The organism is Streptomyces sp. NPDC043867 (assembly GCF_056435845.1).
Window position 1 is genome coordinate 61,139 of sequence record NZ_JBWKDS010000007.1, and the last position, 16,330, is coordinate 77,468.

The 16,330-nt window shown below is 70.9% G+C and carries 15 protein-coding genes and 2 pseudogenes; 6 read left to right on the plus strand and 11 right to left on the minus strand.

The annotated features are described in order from the left end of the window. The first annotated feature begins 29 nt into the window (after positions 1-29). The gene (locus AC069T_RS09190; RefSeq protein ID WP_478782136.1) at positions 30-272 is read left to right on the plus strand and encodes a hypothetical protein; all 243 of its coding nucleotides are present in this window, start codon (positions 30-32) and stop codon (positions 270-272) included. A gap of 114 nt (positions 273-386) precedes the next feature. On the opposite strand, the gene AC069T_RS09195 is transcribed toward AC069T_RS09190, so the two are convergent. The 5 genes from AC069T_RS09195 to rpsB all read right to left on the minus strand — a co-directional run bounded on the left by AC069T_RS09195 (position 387) and on the right by rpsB (position 5,065). After that, positions 387-1,523, minus strand: coding sequence for a phosphatidate cytidylyltransferase (locus tag AC069T_RS09195; RefSeq protein ID WP_478782137.1), 1,137 nt, complete (start codon positions 1,521-1,523; stop codon positions 387-389). After that, positions 1,523-2,080, minus strand: coding sequence for a ribosome recycling factor (gene frr, locus AC069T_RS09200; RefSeq protein ID WP_121406225.1), 558 nt, complete (start codon positions 2,078-2,080; stop codon positions 1,523-1,525). The genes AC069T_RS09195 and frr overlap by 1 nt, the downstream gene beginning before the upstream one ends. A 138-nt stretch (positions 2,081-2,218) precedes the next feature. Further along, positions 2,219-2,989: a UMP kinase gene (gene pyrH, locus AC069T_RS09205; RefSeq protein ID WP_478782138.1), complete on the minus strand. Its 771-nt coding sequence runs from the start codon at positions 2,987-2,989 to the stop codon at positions 2,219-2,221. A 186-nt stretch (positions 2,990-3,175) separates the two neighbouring features. Then, positions 3,176-4,012 (minus strand): translation elongation factor Ts, encoded by an 837-nt coding sequence (tsf, locus tag AC069T_RS09210; RefSeq protein ID WP_478782139.1) that lies wholly within the window; start codon positions 4,010-4,012, stop codon positions 3,176-3,178. 96 nt (positions 4,013-4,108) lie between these two features. Then, entirely contained in the window at positions 4,109-5,065 is a 957-nt protein-coding gene (gene rpsB, locus AC069T_RS09215) for a 30S ribosomal protein S2 (protein WP_478782140.1), read from the minus strand. A 607-nt stretch (positions 5,066-5,672) separates the two neighbouring features. Between rpsB and AC069T_RS09220 the strand changes: the two genes are divergently transcribed. Then, on the plus strand, positions 5,673-6,191 hold the full coding sequence (locus tag AC069T_RS09220) for a murein hydrolase activator EnvC family protein (protein WP_478782272.1): 519 nt from the start codon (positions 5,673-5,675) through the stop codon (positions 6,189-6,191). Between the two features lie 140 nt (positions 6,192-6,331). On the opposite strand, the gene AC069T_RS09225 is transcribed toward AC069T_RS09220, so the two are convergent. The 4 genes and pseudogenes from AC069T_RS09225 to AC069T_RS09240 all read right to left on the minus strand — a co-directional run. Further along, a complete protein-coding gene (locus AC069T_RS09225) occupies positions 6,332-6,889 on the minus strand; it encodes a TetR/AcrR family transcriptional regulator (protein WP_358855379.1) in 558 nt (185 codons plus the stop codon). Between the two features lie 247 nt (positions 6,890-7,136). After that, positions 7,137-7,973: an RNA polymerase sigma factor WhiG gene (gene whiG / locus AC069T_RS09230; RefSeq protein ID WP_478782141.1), complete on the minus strand. Its 837-nt coding sequence runs from the start codon at positions 7,971-7,973 to the stop codon at positions 7,137-7,139. A gap of 272 nt (positions 7,974-8,245) precedes the next feature. Further along, positions 8,246-9,391 (minus strand): DNA-processing protein DprA, encoded by a 1,146-nt coding sequence (gene dprA, locus AC069T_RS09235; RefSeq protein ID WP_478782142.1) that lies wholly within the window; start codon positions 9,389-9,391, stop codon positions 8,246-8,248. Further along, a pseudogene (locus tag AC069T_RS09240) lies at positions 9,388-10,032 on the minus strand (ATP-binding protein); the annotation flags it as partial. The pseudogene AC069T_RS09240 and the gene dprA, both read right to left, overlap by 4 nt. 125 nt (positions 10,033-10,157) lie before the next feature. On the opposite strand from AC069T_RS09240, the gene AC069T_RS09245 reads away from it, so the two are divergent. Genes AC069T_RS09245 through AC069T_RS09260 form a run of 4 tightly spaced genes read left to right on the plus strand, consistent with a single transcriptional unit; the run spans position 10,158 to position 14,783 of the window. Continuing rightward, a complete protein-coding gene (locus AC069T_RS09245) occupies positions 10,158-11,336 on the plus strand; it encodes a tyrosine-type recombinase/integrase (RefSeq protein ID WP_478782143.1) in 1,179 nt (392 codons plus the stop codon). After that, the gene (locus AC069T_RS09250; protein ID WP_478782144.1) at positions 11,333-13,945 is read left to right on the plus strand and encodes a tyrosine-type recombinase/integrase; all 2,613 of its coding nucleotides are present in this window, start codon (positions 11,333-11,335) and stop codon (positions 13,943-13,945) included. Before AC069T_RS09245 ends, AC069T_RS09250 begins: the two co-directional genes overlap by 4 nt. Then, positions 13,942-14,532 carry a DUF6262 family protein gene (locus AC069T_RS09255; RefSeq protein ID WP_478782145.1) on the plus strand — a complete coding sequence of 197 codons (591 nt, stop codon included), beginning with the start codon at positions 13,942-13,944 and terminating at the stop codon, positions 14,530-14,532. Before AC069T_RS09250 ends, AC069T_RS09255 begins: the two co-directional genes overlap by 4 nt. After that, a complete protein-coding gene (locus AC069T_RS09260; RefSeq protein ID WP_478782146.1) occupies positions 14,529-14,783 on the plus strand; it encodes a hypothetical protein in 255 nt (84 codons plus the stop codon). Before AC069T_RS09255 ends, AC069T_RS09260 begins: the two co-directional genes overlap by 4 nt. Before the next feature lie 172 nt (positions 14,784-14,955). On the opposite strand, the pseudogene AC069T_RS09265 reads toward AC069T_RS09260, so the two are convergent. After that, a pseudogene (locus tag AC069T_RS09265) lies at positions 14,956-15,954 on the minus strand (YifB family Mg chelatase-like AAA ATPase); the annotation flags it as partial. Continuing rightward, positions 15,954-16,325 carry a YraN family protein gene (locus AC069T_RS09270; RefSeq protein ID WP_478782147.1) on the minus strand — a complete coding sequence of 124 codons (372 nt, stop codon included), beginning with the start codon at positions 16,323-16,325 and terminating at the stop codon, positions 15,954-15,956. The pseudogene AC069T_RS09265 and the gene AC069T_RS09270, both read right to left, overlap by 1 nt. Between the last annotated feature and the right edge of the window lie 5 nt (positions 16,326-16,330).

A 16,330-nucleotide genomic window follows, 5' to 3' on the forward strand; every position in this document is an offset into this window, starting at 1 on the left:
GAGGCGCACGTGGGCCTAGAATCGAACCTGTGTACGAAAAAGCGTCTTCCCCCGAGAACAGGGGCCCCGCCCCCATCGTCGTGCATCCCGCGACGGGCACCGGTGCACGCCGGGTGACGATCCACGCCCGGTCCGCCGGCCTCGCCCACGGTGACGCCGACCTGGTGGAGTTCCTGCGCCGCGCGGGCCTGCCGGACGCCTGGGAGCTGCTGGACGACCCGGACTGGGTCGAATGGCAGGGTGGCCGGCCGCACGAGTACGGCACGGACTGACGCCGGGGAACCGGCCGTCCATACGAAGAGGGGCTCGCCGCCCTGTGGACGGCGAGCCCCTCCCGTACGGGACAGCGGGCCGACGACGTACGGACGTCGTCCGGGACCGGCAGGTCAGCCGGACCCCACGAACAGCACCAGCAGCAGCCACACCACGGGCGCCGTCGGCAGGAGGGAGTCCAGCCGGTCCATGATGCCGCCGTGCCCCGGCAGGAGCGTGCCCATGTCCTTGATGCCGAGGTCCCGCTTGATCATTGACTCGCCGAGGTCGCCGAGCGTGGCGCTGGCCGCGACCGCGAAGCCGAGGACCAGACCCTGCCACCAGCTTCCGTCGTCGATCAGGAACTGCATGCACAGTGCACCGGCCGCCATGGCGAAGCCGATCGCTCCGAGCAGGCCCTCCCGGGTCTTGCCGGGGCTGATGCGCGGCGCCAGCTTGTGCGTGCCGAACCGCCAGCCGACGGCGTACGCGCCGGTGTCGCTGACGACCGTCAGGAGCAGGAACGTCAGGACGCGGCGCGGACCGTCGTCGGCCGCCAGCATCAGGGCGACGAACGTGGCGAGGAACGGCACGTAGAACGCGGCGAAGACACCCGCCGTGACGTCCTTGAGGTAGCCCTCGGGCGGTTCCGTCATCCGCCAGACCAGGACCGCGAGCGCGGTGAGCGCCATCGCGACCCAGGCACCCTCGGTGCCCCGCACGTATCCGGCCACGACCATGGCCGCACCGCCGATCGCGAGCGGGACGAGCGGCGCCCTGATGCCCTTGCGCTCCGAGAGCCGCGAGGTGAGCTCCCACAGGCCCACCACCACGGCGACCGTTATCACGCCGATGAACACGGCCTTGACGAAGAACAACGACGCGATGATCACCGCGCCGAGTCCGACACCCACGCCTATGGCCGCGCCCAGGTCACGGCCCGCGGTCTTCTTGGGCGCGGGCGCTGGCTGGTGGGCGGCGCTGGGCATGGGCTCCTGCGGACTCTGCGGGCGGTGCGACGGGCCTCCGTGGGACGCCGCCGGTGGTGTGTCGTCGCGGAACAAGGGACCGCTCAGCCGAGCGGCCCCCCGGTCGTCATCCTGGTCTCCGCCGTGTGCGGGTACCTCGGGCACGATGGGCATGGGGCGAGTCTGCTGGGCGTCATGCGCATCGTACGTGGGACCCGCCGGGGCTGCCCCCTGGACAGGCCCCTGCGCGGACGGCCCCCAGTACCCGGCTTGTGGCGGCGCCCCCCAGGAAGAGTCGTTCATCAGACCTCGAGCAGCTCCGCTTCCTTGTGCTTGAGGAGCTCGTCCACCTGCGCCACGTACTTGTGGGTGGTGTCGTCGAGTTCCTTCTCCGCACGGCGGCCCTCGTCCTCGCCGACCTCGCCGTCCTTGACCAGCTTGTCGATGGCGTCCTTGGCCTTGCGGCGCACGGAGCGGATGGACACCTTGGAGTCCTCGGCCTTGGTCCGGGCGACCTTGATGTAGTCCTTGCGGCGCTCCTCGGTCAGCTCGGGGAACACCACCCGGATGATGTTGCCGTCGTTGCTCGGGTTGACGCCGAGGTCGGAGTCACGGATCGCCTGCTCGATGTTGCGCAGCGCGCTCTTGTCGAACGGGGTCACCACGGCCATGCGCGGCTCCGGCACCGAGAACGAGGCCAGCTGGTTGATCGGCGTCAGCGCACCGTAGTAGTCCGCCACGATCTTGTTGAACATCGCCGGGTGCGCACGACCGGTGCGGATCGCGGCGAAGTCCTCCTTGGCGACCACGACGGCCTTCTCCATCTTCTCCTCGGCTTCGAGGAGGGTCTCTTCGATCACCACTTGCTCCTGCGTGTCTTGAGTAGGCCCGGCGGCTGTTCCTCGTCGGGGTCTGCGGCCGGCTGCGTCGCGTCTTGTTCCTGCACGGTTCCGGACCGGCAGGACATTGTCCATCCCCCGGTCCGGGTCCGTCCCCGGTCAGGCCCGGCTGTCCTGGTCACCCACGAGTGTGCCGATCTTCTCACCCATGACGGCGCGCGCGATATTGCCCTCCGCCAGGAGCTCGAAGACCAGGATGGGGAGCTTGTTGTCCCGGCAGAGCGTGATCGCGGTCATGTCCGCGACCTTGAGGTCCCGGGTGATGACCTCGCCGTAGCCGAGGGCGTCGAACTTGACGGCCCCCGGGTTGGTCTTCGGGTCGGAGTCGTAGACCCCGTCCACGCCGTTCTTGCCCATGAGCAGGGCCTCGGCGTCGATCTCCAGGGCGCGCTGCGCGGCGGTGGTGTCCGTGGAGAAGTACGGCATGCCCATGCCCGCGCCGAAGATGACGACGCGGCCCTTCTCCAGGTGCCGCACGGCGCGCAGCGGGATGTAGGGCTCGGCGACCTGGCCCATCGTGATGGCGGTCTGCACGCGGCTGTCGATGCCTTCCTTCTCCAGGAAGTCCTGGAGGGCCAGGCAGTTCATGACCGTGCCGAGCATGCCCATGTAGTCCGAGCGGGCCCGGTCCATGCCGCGCTGCTGGAGCTCGGCACCGCGGAAGAAGTTGCCGCCGCCGATGACGACCGCGATCTGCGCGCCGCCGCGCACGACGGCCGCGATCTCACGGGCGATCTTGTGCACCACGTCGGGGTCGACGCCCAGTCCGCCGCCTCCGGCGAACGCCTCGCCGGAAAGCTTCAGCAGAAAGCGTCCGGCGCCTTTGCCGTCGTCGGTCTTCTCGCCCTGGTCGGCCTGGGTGGTGGTCATGAAGATCTCGCCTCTTTACGTGTCGCACATACGAAGAAGGCCACTGCCGGTGGGGTGTTGGCTCCCATACGCGGCAATGGCCTCCTCGTCAGATCTGCTGTCGCCCGTCACGCACGCACGCGTGCCGGCGTACCCGGACGACTGCTGTCGACCCTAGCGGGGTCGCGCGTCGATCGCGGTACGGACTCAGATGCCGACCTTGATGCGCGTGAAGCGCTTCAGGGTGACACCGGCCTCGTCCAGGACCTTCTGGACGGACTTCTTGTTGTCGAGCGCGTACGGCTGTCCGAGGAGGGTGGCCTCCTTGAAGAAGCCGTTGACGCGACCCTCGACGATCTTGGGCAGCGCGGCCTCGGGCTTGCCCTCGGCGCGGGTGGTCTCCTCGGCGACGCGGCGCTCGGACTCGACGACCTCGGCCGGGACGTCCTCGCGGGAGAGGTACTTCGGCGCGAAGGCGGCGATGTGCTGCGCGATGCCCTTGGCGAGGTCGGCGTCGACCTTGTCCAGCTCGACCAGGACACCGATCTGCGGGGGCAGGTCGGGCATGGTGCGGTGCATGTACGCGGTGACGTACGTGCCGGAGAACTGGGCGAAGCGGTCCAGGACGATCTTCTCGCCCAGGTTGGCGTTGGCCTCGTCGACGAACGCCTGAACCGTCTTGCCGGCCTCGATCTCGGACGCGAGCAGCGCCTGGATGTCGGCGGGGGACGTCTTGGCGGCGTGCTCGGCGATCTGGTTGGCGACGGCCTGGAACTTCTCGCCCTTGGCGACGAAGTCCGTCTCGCACTTCAGCTCGACCAGCACACCGGAGGTGTTGTCGTCGGCGATGATGGAGACCACGGCGCCGTTCTCGGCGGAGCGGCCCTCGCGCTTGGCGACGCCCTTCTGGCCCTTGATGCGGAGCGCCTCGACGGCCTTGTCGACGTTGCCCTCGGCCTCGTCCAGCGCCTTCTTGCAGTCCATCATGCCGGCGCCGGTGAGCTCACGGAGCTTCTTGACGTCGGCGGCGGTGTAGTTCGCCATGATTCCTGGAATCTCTCTCGAAGTCTGAAGATCTACGGACCGAACGGCGGGGGCTTCGTGGGCCCCCGCCGTTCAACAACCCGAAAGGGGTGAGGGTCAGGCCTGCTCGGCGTCCGCGGCCGGAGCCTCGGCAGCGGGGGCCTCGTCGGCAGCGGCCTCGGCGGCGGGGGCCTCCTCGGCAGCAGCCTCGGCGGGGGCCTCGGCCTGCTCGGCGTCGGCGACCTTCTCGGTCTCGGCGGAGGTCTGCACCTCGGCGGCCGGGGCCTCGGCGTCGTCCGCCTTCTTCTCGCCCTCGAGCAGGTCGCGCTCCCACGCGGCGAGCGGCTCGCCCGCGGCCTTGTCACCCTCGGCCTTGCCGGCACCGGAGCGGCTGATGAGGCCCTCGGCCACGGCGTCGGCGATCACGCGGGTGAGCAGGGTGACGGAGCGGATCGCGTCGTCGTTGCCCGGGATCTTGTAGTCGACCTCGTCGGGGTCGCAGTTGGTGTCGAGGATGGCGACGACCGGGATGTTGAGCTTCCGGGCCTCACCGACCGCGATGTGCTCCTTCTTGGTGTCCACGATCCAGACGGCGCTGGGCACCTTCTGCATCTCGCGGATACCACCGAGGGTCTTCTCCAGCTTGGCCTTCTCGCGCGAGAGCACGAGAAGCTCCTTCTTGGTGAGACCGGAGGCGGCGACGTCCTCGAAGTCGATCTGCTCGAGCTCCTTGAGGCGCTGCAGACGCTTGTAGACGGTCGAGAAGTTGGTGAGCATGCCGCCCAGCCAGCGCTGGTTGACGTAGGGCATGCCGACGCGGGTGGCCTGCTCGGCGATGGCCTCCTGCGCCTGCTTCTTCGTGCCGACGAACATGACCGTGCCACCGTGGGCGACGGTCTCCTTGACGAACTCGTAGGCGCGGTCGATGTACGACAGCGACTGGAGCAGGTCGATGATGTAGATGCCGTTGCGCTCCGTGAAGATGAAGCGCTTCATCTTCGGGTTCCAACGACGGGTCTGGTGACCGAAGTGGACGCCGCTTTCCAGCAGCTCCCGCATCGTGACGACGGCCATGGCCGTTCTCCTTGAGGTTCTCGGTTGTGCCGCGCGTGCCGGACGGCACGCGCGCCTGACGCCCGCGATGCGCCCTGCCACAAAGGACCGAGGGGCGCTGACACCGGCTTTCGTCGAAGACGTGGGCCGGATGCCGGGGCGTGCGAAGTCGACCCGGTGACCCGGATCGCCACAAGAAGTGTACGGGACCCGGGGAGCGCCGGGTGACGCCGATATCCACAACCGGCGGGTGCTCCACAGGGCCCGGCCATGATCCGCACGGGTGCGGGACGGTTCTCGCATGCGAACGAAACAACGCGTCCGTACGTGGCTGGTGTTGCTGCTGGGGCTGACGGCGACGATCTTCGGGGCGCTGCCCCCGCCCGGCCTCGCCCGCGCGACCACCGGGACGAGTCCCCCCGGCGCGGCCGGGCCGACTGCGCCTCTCGGAACGCCGGGCCGGTCCCGCCCGGGACCCACAGACCCGACCGGCGCGACCGACCCGACCGGGTCGACCGACCCGACCGGCGCGACCGGCGCGACCGGGTCGACCGGGCAGCCGGGTGCACCGCGGTCGCCCGGACCGCCGGGGGTCGACACGCCGGGGGTCGACACGTCGGTTCCCGCCGTGGGCCGCGTCTGGCCCGTGGGCGCGGGTCCTGGCGCGCATCCCGCGGTCTTACGGGGCTGGGAACCCCCGGCGACGGCGTACGCCCGCGGCCACCGCGGCGTCGACCTGGCGGCGGCGCCCGGTGCCCCCGTGCGGGCGGTCGCCCCCGGCCGGGTGTCCTTCGCGGGCCGGGTCGCGGGACGCGGGGTGGTCTCGGTCGAGCTGGCGGGGACGGGTGACCCGCCCCTGCGGACGACGTACGGTCCGGTCCGCCCTGCCGTGCGGAAGGGCGACGAGGTGGCGGCCGGCGACGTGCTGGGCGCCCTGGAGCCGACGGGCCCGCACTGCACCGCCGCATGTCTGCACTGGGGCCTGCTGAGAGGTGCCACCTACCTGGACCCGCTCTCCCTGCTGCCTCCCTGGCTGCTGAACCGGGGTCCCTCCCGGCTGCTCCCGGTCCTCGCACCCCCGGCCGGTGACCCCGGTCCTCGCAGGCCCCGCCGGGTGACCCCGGTCCTCGCAGGCCCCGCCGGGTGACCCCGGTCCTCGCACCCCCCGCCGGGTGACCGCGGAGACATCCGCGGGCATGCGACGACCGCTCCCCTCGGTGGGAACCCCACGCGGCCAGGAGCAGGAACGCCACCTCCGGCGCCCGCGCCCGCGCCGGCACGGCCGCGTCAGCCGCGCACGCCCCGCAGGGCCATCCCCACGGCCGCGTCCGTGATCGCCCCGGGTTCCTCGGCCGCGCCGAGCTCGATCCGGCGCACCGCGGCGTCCACGATCCCCTGGAGCAGCATCGCCGCGAGTCTCGGCTCCGCATGCCCCATGGCCCGCAGTGCCTCCACGATCATCGCGACGAGCCCGCCGTGCGCCGCGCGGATCTTCTCGCGGGCACCCGCGTCCAGCTCGCTCGCGGAGATGGCGACCACGGCGCGGTGGCGCCGGTCCCCGACGAGGGCCAGCTGCTGCCGGACGTACGCCTCGACCTTGCCCTCGGGCCCGCCCGCCGCGGCCATCGCCCCCTCGACCTCGGCCGCCCAGACGGGAAAGTCGACCTCGCAGAGCTCCTGGACGACAGCCGCCCGGGACCGGAAGTACTCGTAGACGGAGGACCGGGCCAGCCCTGTCCGCTCGGCGAGGGCCGGGAAGGTCAGCGCCTCCGTCCCGCCCTCGGACAGCAGGGTCCGCGCCGCGTCCAGGAGGGCGGCTCGCTGCATCGACCGGTGCTCGGCCACGGAGGCCGCTCGAATCCTTGGCACGTCAACCACTTTACGGACGGACCGCCGAGGACGGGAGCCACTCCGCCCACCCGGCCGGCCAACGGCCGTGCGGCGCGGGTGCCGGGCGCGTGGGACGTGAGGTGCCGCTGTCGTGCGGCGCGGGTGCCGTCACGCGTGGCCCGGAGTGCTGCACCCCGGGGGGGACACCACCCCGGACCGGGACAGGCACGCTTCCCGGACCCTCGGCACATCGGCAGTCGCGTCAGCGGCCGAAACTCGCGAGCTTCGCGCGGAGCTGGAGAACGGACTTCGTGTGGATCTGACTCACCCGGCTCTCGGTCACCCCGAGCACATTGCCGATCTCGGCGAGCGTGAGCCCCTCGTAGTAGTAGAGGGTGACCACGGTCTTCTCGCGGTCGGGCAGGGTGTTGATCGCCCTGGCCAGAAACCGCCGCAGCTCCCGGTCCTCGGCGACCTCCACGGGGTCGTCGGCGGCGGTGTCCTCCAGGGTGTCCATGAGGCTGAGCCGGCCGCCGCCCTCACCCCCGACATGCAGCAGCTCCTCCAGTGCGACCACGTTCGCCAGCGACAACTGACTGAAGACCGCGTGGAGTTCCTCGACGGCGATGCCCATCTCCGAGGCGACCTCGCCCTCGGAAGGCGTCCGTCTGAGCTGGGCCTCCAGGGTCGCGTAGGCCCGCTCCACGCTGCGCGCCTTCTGCCGCACCGACCGCGGGATCCAGTCCAGCGCCCGCAACTCGTCGATCATCGCGCCCCGGATCCGCGTGATCGCGTACGTCTCGAACTTGATCTCCCGCTCGATGTCGAACTTCTCGATCGCGTCGATCAGCCCGAACACCCCGGACGAGACGAAGTCCGCCTGCTCCACGTTGGCCGGCAGCCCCACGCTGACCCGCCCCGCCACGTACTTCACCAGGGGCGAGTAGTGCAGGATGAGCTGCTCCCGCAGCCGCTCGTCCCCGGTCGCCTTGTACGACCGCCACAGCTCGTCGAGCGTCGAGGGTGCGGGCGGGCGCACGCTGCCGCGGGCGGCGGGGGGAACTGCCGCCCGGTCAGACCCGGAGATGTGCTGAGGCATTCGTCGCCTTGTGCCGTTCTGCCGTGAACTGGGTGTGCGTGGGGGAGCTGTCGGTCCGATGTCGAATGTGCCTGTCTGCGTGGGGATCCTCGTGAGCGTAGCGTGACTGAGCTGTCGCAGTGAGCGAAGGGCCCGGGATCACCCGCACGCGAAGCCGGGCGATCCCCGCGTCGCCGGAACCGGGCCCGTCGCACTGCGTCACCGCCGAGATGCGTCAACTAGGCGCATTGCCAGGGCTGTCGGGGGTCGCCCGGACGGCCGAACGCGTCCGGTCAACACCGACCGTGACCCTCGTGAACGGAGATCATCGCCTGGCGTGTCAACTTCCAGCCGTCGCCGTGTCGTTCGACGAAACCAAGTGCTCGGAGTTCGTACAGTCTCCCGACCGCGTCGTCCTGCGTGGTCCCCGCCCCGCGCGCGATCCGGTCCGCCGTGGCGGTACCCCGGCCCGGCAGCGCGGACAGCACGCGTCCGGCCGCGGGGTCCAGCAGATCGCGCGGGAGCACCGGTCCGCGCCGGTCCGGGGCCAGCTCCCCCATGTCACCGACCAGCTCGACCACTTCTCCGGCGTCGGAGACCAGGACCGCCTCACCGCGCAGGAGTTCGTGCACACCGGCCGAGAGACCGCTGGTGGCGGGCCCCGGCACCCCCATCGTGAACCGGCCGAGCCGCTGCGCCGAGCGTGCCGTGACCAGCGCGCCGCTGCGGTAGGCCGCCTCGACGACCACGGTGCCCCGGGTGAGCGCGGCGATGACCCTGTTCCGGAGAATGAATCTGCTGGGGGTCGGATGATCGCCGGGCGGCAACTCCCCCACGACCAGGCCCTGTTCCGCGATGCGGCTGATCAGCCGGGTGTGCCCGCGCGGGTAGGGACGGTCGACGCCGCAGGCCAGCACGGCGATGGTGGCGCCGCCCGCCCCCAGTGCGCCCCGGTGCGCGGCGCCGTCCACCCCGTAGGCACCGCCCGAGACGACCACCCAGCCCCGCTCCGCGAGGCCCGCGCCGAGGGTGGCCGCCATATGCGCCCCGTACTCGGTGCAGGCACGGGCGCCCACGACGGCGACGGACCTCAGCGCCCATATCCGCAGGTGAGGCATGCCGCGCACCCACAGTCCTGTGGGGCGGGCGTCACCGAGGTCGTCGAGCTGCGCGGGCCACTCGCCGTCACCCGGACAGACGTACCTCACTCCCGCCTCCCGCGCCCGCTCCAGATCCCGCTCGGGGCGCACGCGGGCGGCGCGGCCCCGCAGCCCTTCCCACCGTGTCCGTGTGACGCCCGGCAGCGGCTCCCCTCCCGCCGTCAGCCGGCGGGCCACCTCCACGGCCCCGAACTCCCGCACCCAGCGCCCGCCCGCCTCGTCTCCCGGTTCGACGATCCGGGAGAGGGCGACGCGGGCCAGGCGGTCGTCGTCCGTCATGACCGGGCGCAGATCATCATGGGCACGCCCCGGGGGACGCCGGTGCGCAGCTGCAGTGCCAGGGCGACATCGCCCGCGTCGGGCCGGTCGTGGCCCGAGAGATCGGCCACGGTCCAGGCCACGCGGAGGACCCGGTCCAGGCCGCGGGCGGTCAGGACTCCGCGCTCCAGCCCTCGCTCGGCCTCGTCCATGGCTCCCGACACGGCCTGCCACCGGCCGCGCAGCTCGCGTCCCGGCACCTCGCTGTTGGTGTGCCAGGGTGTCCCGGCCAGGCGCGCCGCCGAGCGCTCGCGGGCCGCCCGCACCCGGTCGGCCACGGCCCGTGTCGTCTCGCCCCGGGCGCCGCGCGCCGTCAGCTCGGAACGGGTCACCGCCTCGACCTCGACCCGCAGGTCCACCCGGTCGAGCAGCGGTCCGGAAAGTCTGGCCTGATAGCGGCGGATGGCGGAGGGAGGGCACTCGCAGTGATCGTTCCCCACGGTGAAGCGCCCGCAGGGGCAGGGGTTGGCGGCGAGCACCATCAGGAACTTCGCGGGGAAGCGCACCACGCCCGCGCTCCGGGCGATCACGACGTACCCCGCCTCGAGAGGCTGACGCAGTGCGTCGAGCACGAAGCCGCTGAATTCGGGCGCCTCGTCGAGTTTTCCCGCCTACCAGAGTGCTGTTCGTGATGTCCGCCTGGGGCCGTGACCGGGGACATCACGACCTCGTTTGCCGACCGGCGTCGCGATGTTCGCGATGTCAGCACAGTCGGCATGGAGGTCACGTGGCACAGAGACTGGCGCTCGGTCAGCTCAGGGTGCAGAAGGTGCGGCACAGGGACGGCCGCTGCTCGTACACCATCTTCGACTCGTCGAGCGGCCTGCATACCGGGGCCGACTGGTACCTGTCGAAGTACGCGGGCATGGGCTCGGACAGGACGTACGCGTACCTGCTCGTCGATCATCTGCGGTGGCTGGAGCATGAGGGTCTGACGCCCGAGACCGTGGTCTTCCGCGACCTCAAGCGGTACATGGGGGCCGTCGGGGCGAAGATCCCGATGCCGTACGGCGCCCCGTGGCGGGTGGGCAAGCGGCCCTATGAGAACTCTGCTCTGCGCGGGGCGGCCGCCTGCTTGAAGGGCTTCTACCTGCGGCTTGCCGAGCTCGGCATCAATACCGCGCTCGCCCAGGAGCTCAACCTGAAGCGGATGCCGACGCAGCGGGACAAGGACCGTGCCCTGCTCGGGCACCTCAAGCGAAGCATGGACGCGAACCCGATCGCGCCGAAGGAGGAGAAGCGCCGGCACAAGAAGATGCTGCCGGACGGCGCCCGCGAGGTGCTGCTGGAGGAGGTGAACTCGGCTCGCGACCGGGTCGTCGTCGAGTGGCTGAGCGACGGCGGCTTCCGCATCGGCGAGTTGTGCGGTCTCCACCTGGCCGACCTGCACCTGCGCGAGGACGCCGCCTGCGGCGAGTGCCGGGCCCCGCACGCCCATGTCTGTCACCGCGACGGGCTGGTCACCGACGCCCGCGCGAAGACGAAGTGGCCGTGGGAATTCGACGGCCAGGTGGTCAGCGGCGGGCTGATCAAGCGGGTCAGCCCGGCGATGATCCACGCCTACTTCGACTACATGATGGCCGAGTACCCGCGCGGCGCCGCCCACGGGATGCTGCTGGTCCAGCAGCACGGCCGGAATCGCGGCCTGCCCTGGGCGCCGGAGGGGGCCCGCAAGATGCTCAAGCGGGCCGGGCGCCGGGCCGGGCTGGGCCTGATCCGCCCGCACATGTTCCGGCACACGTGGGCGAACGCCGTCCTCGACGCCGCGGACGGCAACCTGGTCATCGTCCGGGACGCGGGCGGCTGGGCTTCGACCGAGACGGTCGAGGAGATCTACGCTCATGTCGACGTCAACGACCCCGACTTCAGCGCCGCACTGATGGCCACGTGGGGTGAGATGCAGTGAGTGACGTCCTTCTTCCTCTGCACTCCGTCGCCGACCCGACCAGGCGCCGGGAGACCCGCGACCGCCTGGAAGTGCTGACGGCCCTGCTCGGCGGCCCGCACGTCGAGCCGCTCTTCCGCGAGGCCCTGATCAAGGTCCCTGCCGACCATCCGGTGTTCGGCTGGCACTGCCGGGTCGAGGGCTGCGACCACTCCCGCACCAACGCCCGCGATCTGTGCCACCCGCACAAGATGGAGTGGGACCGGGGCCGCCGGGAGAACCCCCAGCTCACCCGTCGCGCCTTCCTGCGGGACGCCAAGCCCGCGAAGTTCTACGACCGGCTGGGCGAGCCCCCGGTCTGCCGGATCTGTCCCGAACGGCCTGCCCGCCACCATGGGTTGAGGCTGTGTCTGGCCCACAACGGCCGCTGGAAGAAGGCCTCGGCCACCCGGCCCGGGCTGGTCTTCGAGGACTGGCTCGCGACGCAGACCGAGTCGTTCCACGGCTACGGCGACTGCATCGTCGCCTCCTGCCAGTCGCTGTCCAGCAGCCCGATGGGCTTGTGCTGGGTCCATGAGACCCGCTACCAGGCGGACGGCCGCCCCGGCGGCGCCGAGCGCCCGACGAAGTGGTTCAACCGCTTCGAGATGATCGGCAAGCCTGTCCCGATCCTCTACGAGGACGAGGGCGCGTTCCGCCGCTGGTGCCAGGGTGCTCATCCCGTCTCGCGGGTGGGCACGATCAACCTTCAGGGGCTGCCGCCGCTGCTGCGGGCCGAGTTCCAGTGGACGCTGTTCGCCCACACCCAGCGGGCCGCCCACACCTACTGGCCGACCTGGTGGGTCCAGCAGCTGGTCAACCTGGTCCGCGACCGCCGCGTCGGCTCGCTGACCGAGATGGCCGACGAACGCATGCAGCTGGACTCGCGCAAACGGTTCATCCTCCACGAGGCCCTGACCGAGCTGAGGATCGTCTACTTCACCCCCGGGGAGACGAAGGAGGCCGGCTACATCGAGACCGAGCACTTCGGCGTCCGCTTCCCGCAGCGGCACAGCAACTTCGATCTCACCGCTGTTTCGCAGCGGTGGCTGCGGGATTTGCTCTGGGACCACATCGCCGACCGGCTGGAGTCGCCCAAGGGCCCTCGCAGCACTGGTCCCGTCGACCACGACCGTCGGGCCTGCACCGAACTGAGCGCGTTCTTGGAGATCGCCTCCCCTGAGGGCGGACACGATCCCCGCCTGCTCGGCGAGGAGTACATGCGGCGCTTCGTCGCCGACTACAACAAGCGGATCCGCGAGGGTCTGCCGTCGCTGATCGTCCTCGGCCCCGACGGCAAGCCCAGCAAGGTCACCGAGCACACCGGCCGCTTCGTCCTCAACCACGGACGGGCGGTCCTGCGCTGGGCCCTGGACACCGGCCGGGCCGAGGAGATCGGGCTCTCGCGGAAGTTCATCGTCGCGATGCCCACCGGCAACACCCCCAAGGCGAAGTCTCGCCGTCCGTTCCCCGATCCCGTTGCCCGGGCCCTGGCCGACCCGACGAACCTGCAGCATCTGGCGAGCCGCTACGACCCGAACGATCACGGAGTGCGGGACGCCTGGGAGGCCTTGGTGTTCACCGGCCGCCGTTGCTCGGAGGTCCTGAAACTTCGGCTCGATTGCGTGGAGATTCACCGCCGGGTCCCCTTCCTCTGGCACGACCAGACGAAGGTGGGCAACCTCGACGAGGGGATCCGCATCCCCGAGACGCTCTACCTGCGGCTGCAGAAACGACAGCAGATCACCCTCAACCGGTTCGAGGACCGCTTCGGACGCCCTCCCACTCCCAAGGAACGGGCCGGACTGGCGCTGTTCCCGTCCCGAAACCGCAACCCGAAGGGCACGGTCTCGATTTCGTACACGTTCTTCCACACCGGCTTCAGCGGCTGGCTCGAGGACCTCGACATCGGCGCCTGGGTCCCCCACCAGGCCCGTCACACTCTGGCCACCAACCTCCTCAAGCACGGCGCCGGCCTGCACCACATCAAGAAATACCTCGGCCAGGTCTCCCAGCGGATGGCCGAGCACTACGCAAAGGTCGCATCCTCCGAGGTCGACGACTTCCTGGAACGTCTCTGGGTCGCCGGGCCCGGCGCCGCCGAGCCCGGAAAACTCCTCGTCGTCCCCGACCAGGAGATGACCAAGGCCGAAGCCGAGGCGATGGCCCTGGATCTGGCCCGCGGCAGCACCCCGGCCGAAGGCGGCTTCTGCACCTTCCAGCCCGTGGTCCGCGGCGACGCCTGCCCCTGGAACCTCGACTGCCACAACTGCGACAAGTTCGTCATGTCCGGCGCCGACCTCCTCTACTGGCGCCGCAAGGCCGAACAGTGGCGAACCATGGCCGAACGAGCCCAAGACGACAAGACCGCCGACTACCTGCACGAACTCTTCGAGCCCACCGCCCGCGCGATCGACGGCTTGGAGAAGGCACTGGCCAGCCTCGGCCTGCTCGAGGACGCCCTGGCCCTGGATCTGCGCAGGCCCCAGGACTACTTCCACCGCCTCTGGAGCCTCGCCTTCCGGGCCAGCGATCTCGCCGGCACCGAACCTCACGACGACACCTCCGACCTCACCGAGGACACCGAATGACCGCCCCCACGGTTCCGGCTGCCCGCACGGCCCAAGCCCTCGAGGCCCGCCGGAAGAAGACCGAAGACGGCCTGGCCCGGATCAAGGACACGCTCGATCAGATGATCAAGGCCGGGACTCCGATCACCATGGCCTCTGTCGCCCGGGCCGCGGACGTGTCGCGCACGTTCCTCTATGAGCATGCCGACGCCCGCAGTCTGGTCACCGAGGCGATGAGCCAGGCCGCGGGGCGACGCGTCCAGGACCGCGTCACCGAGCAGGCGGAAATCGAGGCGTCTTGGCGCGAGCGGGCCCTGAACACGGAAGCCGCCCTCAAGAGTGCCCACGCCGAGATCTTGGCCCAGCGCGAGCAGATCGCCGATCTCCTCGGGCAGATCCGGGACCTCCAGACCGAATGGAGCCAGGAGGACATCACCCGGATCATCACCGACAACGGCGCCCTGAAGAAGCAGGTCCGCGAGCTGTCCGCCCAGCACAAGTCCCTGACCAGCAAGCTGACCGCCGCCCGCGAGAACGTCCGCTTCGCCGACAAACGCATCGCCGACCTCGAAGTCCAGCTCACCGAACAGAACCAGGACGCGACATGACCACCGACCCCACCCTGGCCCAGCAGATCTCCGTCGACCGGCAGCAGGCCGCGAACCTGGCCACGCTGCTGCGTGAGCTCGAACGGTTCCTCGACGAGTGCGACGAGACCACCGCCGACGCGATCGCGGACTTCTTCGGTCTCCACCCCGCCGCCGAGACATACAGCGCGGCCCTCTGCTTCCACGCCGACACCCTGGAGACAGCCCTCGGCCTCCGAGAGCCGCAAGGGGCAGACGCCGCGGCCATCTGACCGGCTCCGAGAACCCGTGGGTCCAGCGCTTCGCGCTGGACCCACGGCGCAGAGGTCGCTCGACGAGAACTTGCCGATCACTCGATGGAGCTACAAACCCTGAGTTCCACGCCGACATCCCGGACATGTTCGCTATGTTCAGTCGCAGGTCACAGCCCCTCAGCGGACGTCCTTGGCCGGAAAAGTCGAGGAAGAGCACTCCCCGGTGGGACAGCGAGACCGCGCCGGGCCGGGCCAGCCCCTTCCCTCCGCCGACGAGCGACTGCATGGTCGCGGAGTGATGGGGCGCGCAGTAGGGCGGGACGTCCACCATCGGTTTGCCCGGGGGAAGCAGTCCTGCGACCGAGTGGATGGCCGTCACTTCCAGGGACTCCTGCCTGCCGAGGCGCGGGAGGATCGCGGGCATCCGCTCGGCCAGCATCGTCTTGCCCGCGCCGGGCGGGCCCTGGAGGAAGACGTGGTGGCCGCCGGCGGCCGCGACCTCCATCGCGGTGCGTGCCGACATCTGGCCGACCACGTCGGCCAGGTCATGGCCCTGGTCGTGCTCCGGCACTGCGGTGCCGCACAGGCCGGTGGCCTCGCCCGTGCCGGGCACCCGCAGGCCGGCCAGCAGCGGATCCGGGCGGCCCTGCTCGTCCGGATCCTCCTCGGGGACCGGCTCGTCGGTGAGGACGGCGACGAGCTGGCGCAAGCTGCGGACCCCGAGCACGGAGATCCCGGGGACCAGGGAGGCCTCGGCCGCCGCGCACTCCGGAACGACCACCTGCTCGTACCCCGCGTTCGCTGCGGCGAGGACCGCGGGCAGCACACCGCGGACCGGCCGCACTCGCCCATCGAGTCCCAGCTCGCCGATCATCACGATGTCCGAAAGCACCCGGGGATCGATCCGCTCGGCAGCGCCGAGCACCGCGCAGGCGACGGCCAGATCGAATCCCGAGCCGCCCTTGGGGACGGACGCCGGGCTCAGGCCGACCGTCAGCTTCTTCTGCGGCCACGCCCCGCCCGAGTTCACCACGGCCGCCCGCACCCGGTCCCGGCTCTCGGTGAGGCTCTTGTCGGGGAGGCCGACCAGGGTGAAGGCGGCGACGCCCGGTTCGAGGTCGGCCTGGACCTCGACGACGACGCCCTCGACACCGACCAGGGCCACCGCACACGTACGCGCGAAAGCCATCAGGCCACCCCCCGCGCATGCTCCACGACGGGTGCGCCGCGCCGGGGCAGCAGGACGCCCACGAGGTCGATGCGGACGCCGCCGGGTGGCGCCCCGCCGTGCTCCTGGACCCAGCGCTCGGCCAGGCTCCTCAGCCGCTGCGCCTTCACCGGTGTCACGGCCGCCATCGGGTGCTCGAAGTCCCCCGCCCGGCGGGTCTTGACCTCGCAGACGACGAGCGCGTCGCCGTCCCGGGCCACGATGTCGAGCTCGCCGGTCCGGCCGGCGCGCCAGTTGCGCGCCAGGACCGTCATCCCGGTCTCGGCCAGCCGCCGCGCGGCCAGGTCCTCGCCGTACCTGCCGAGTGCACTGCGTGCCGTCTGTGCGTTCATGTCGG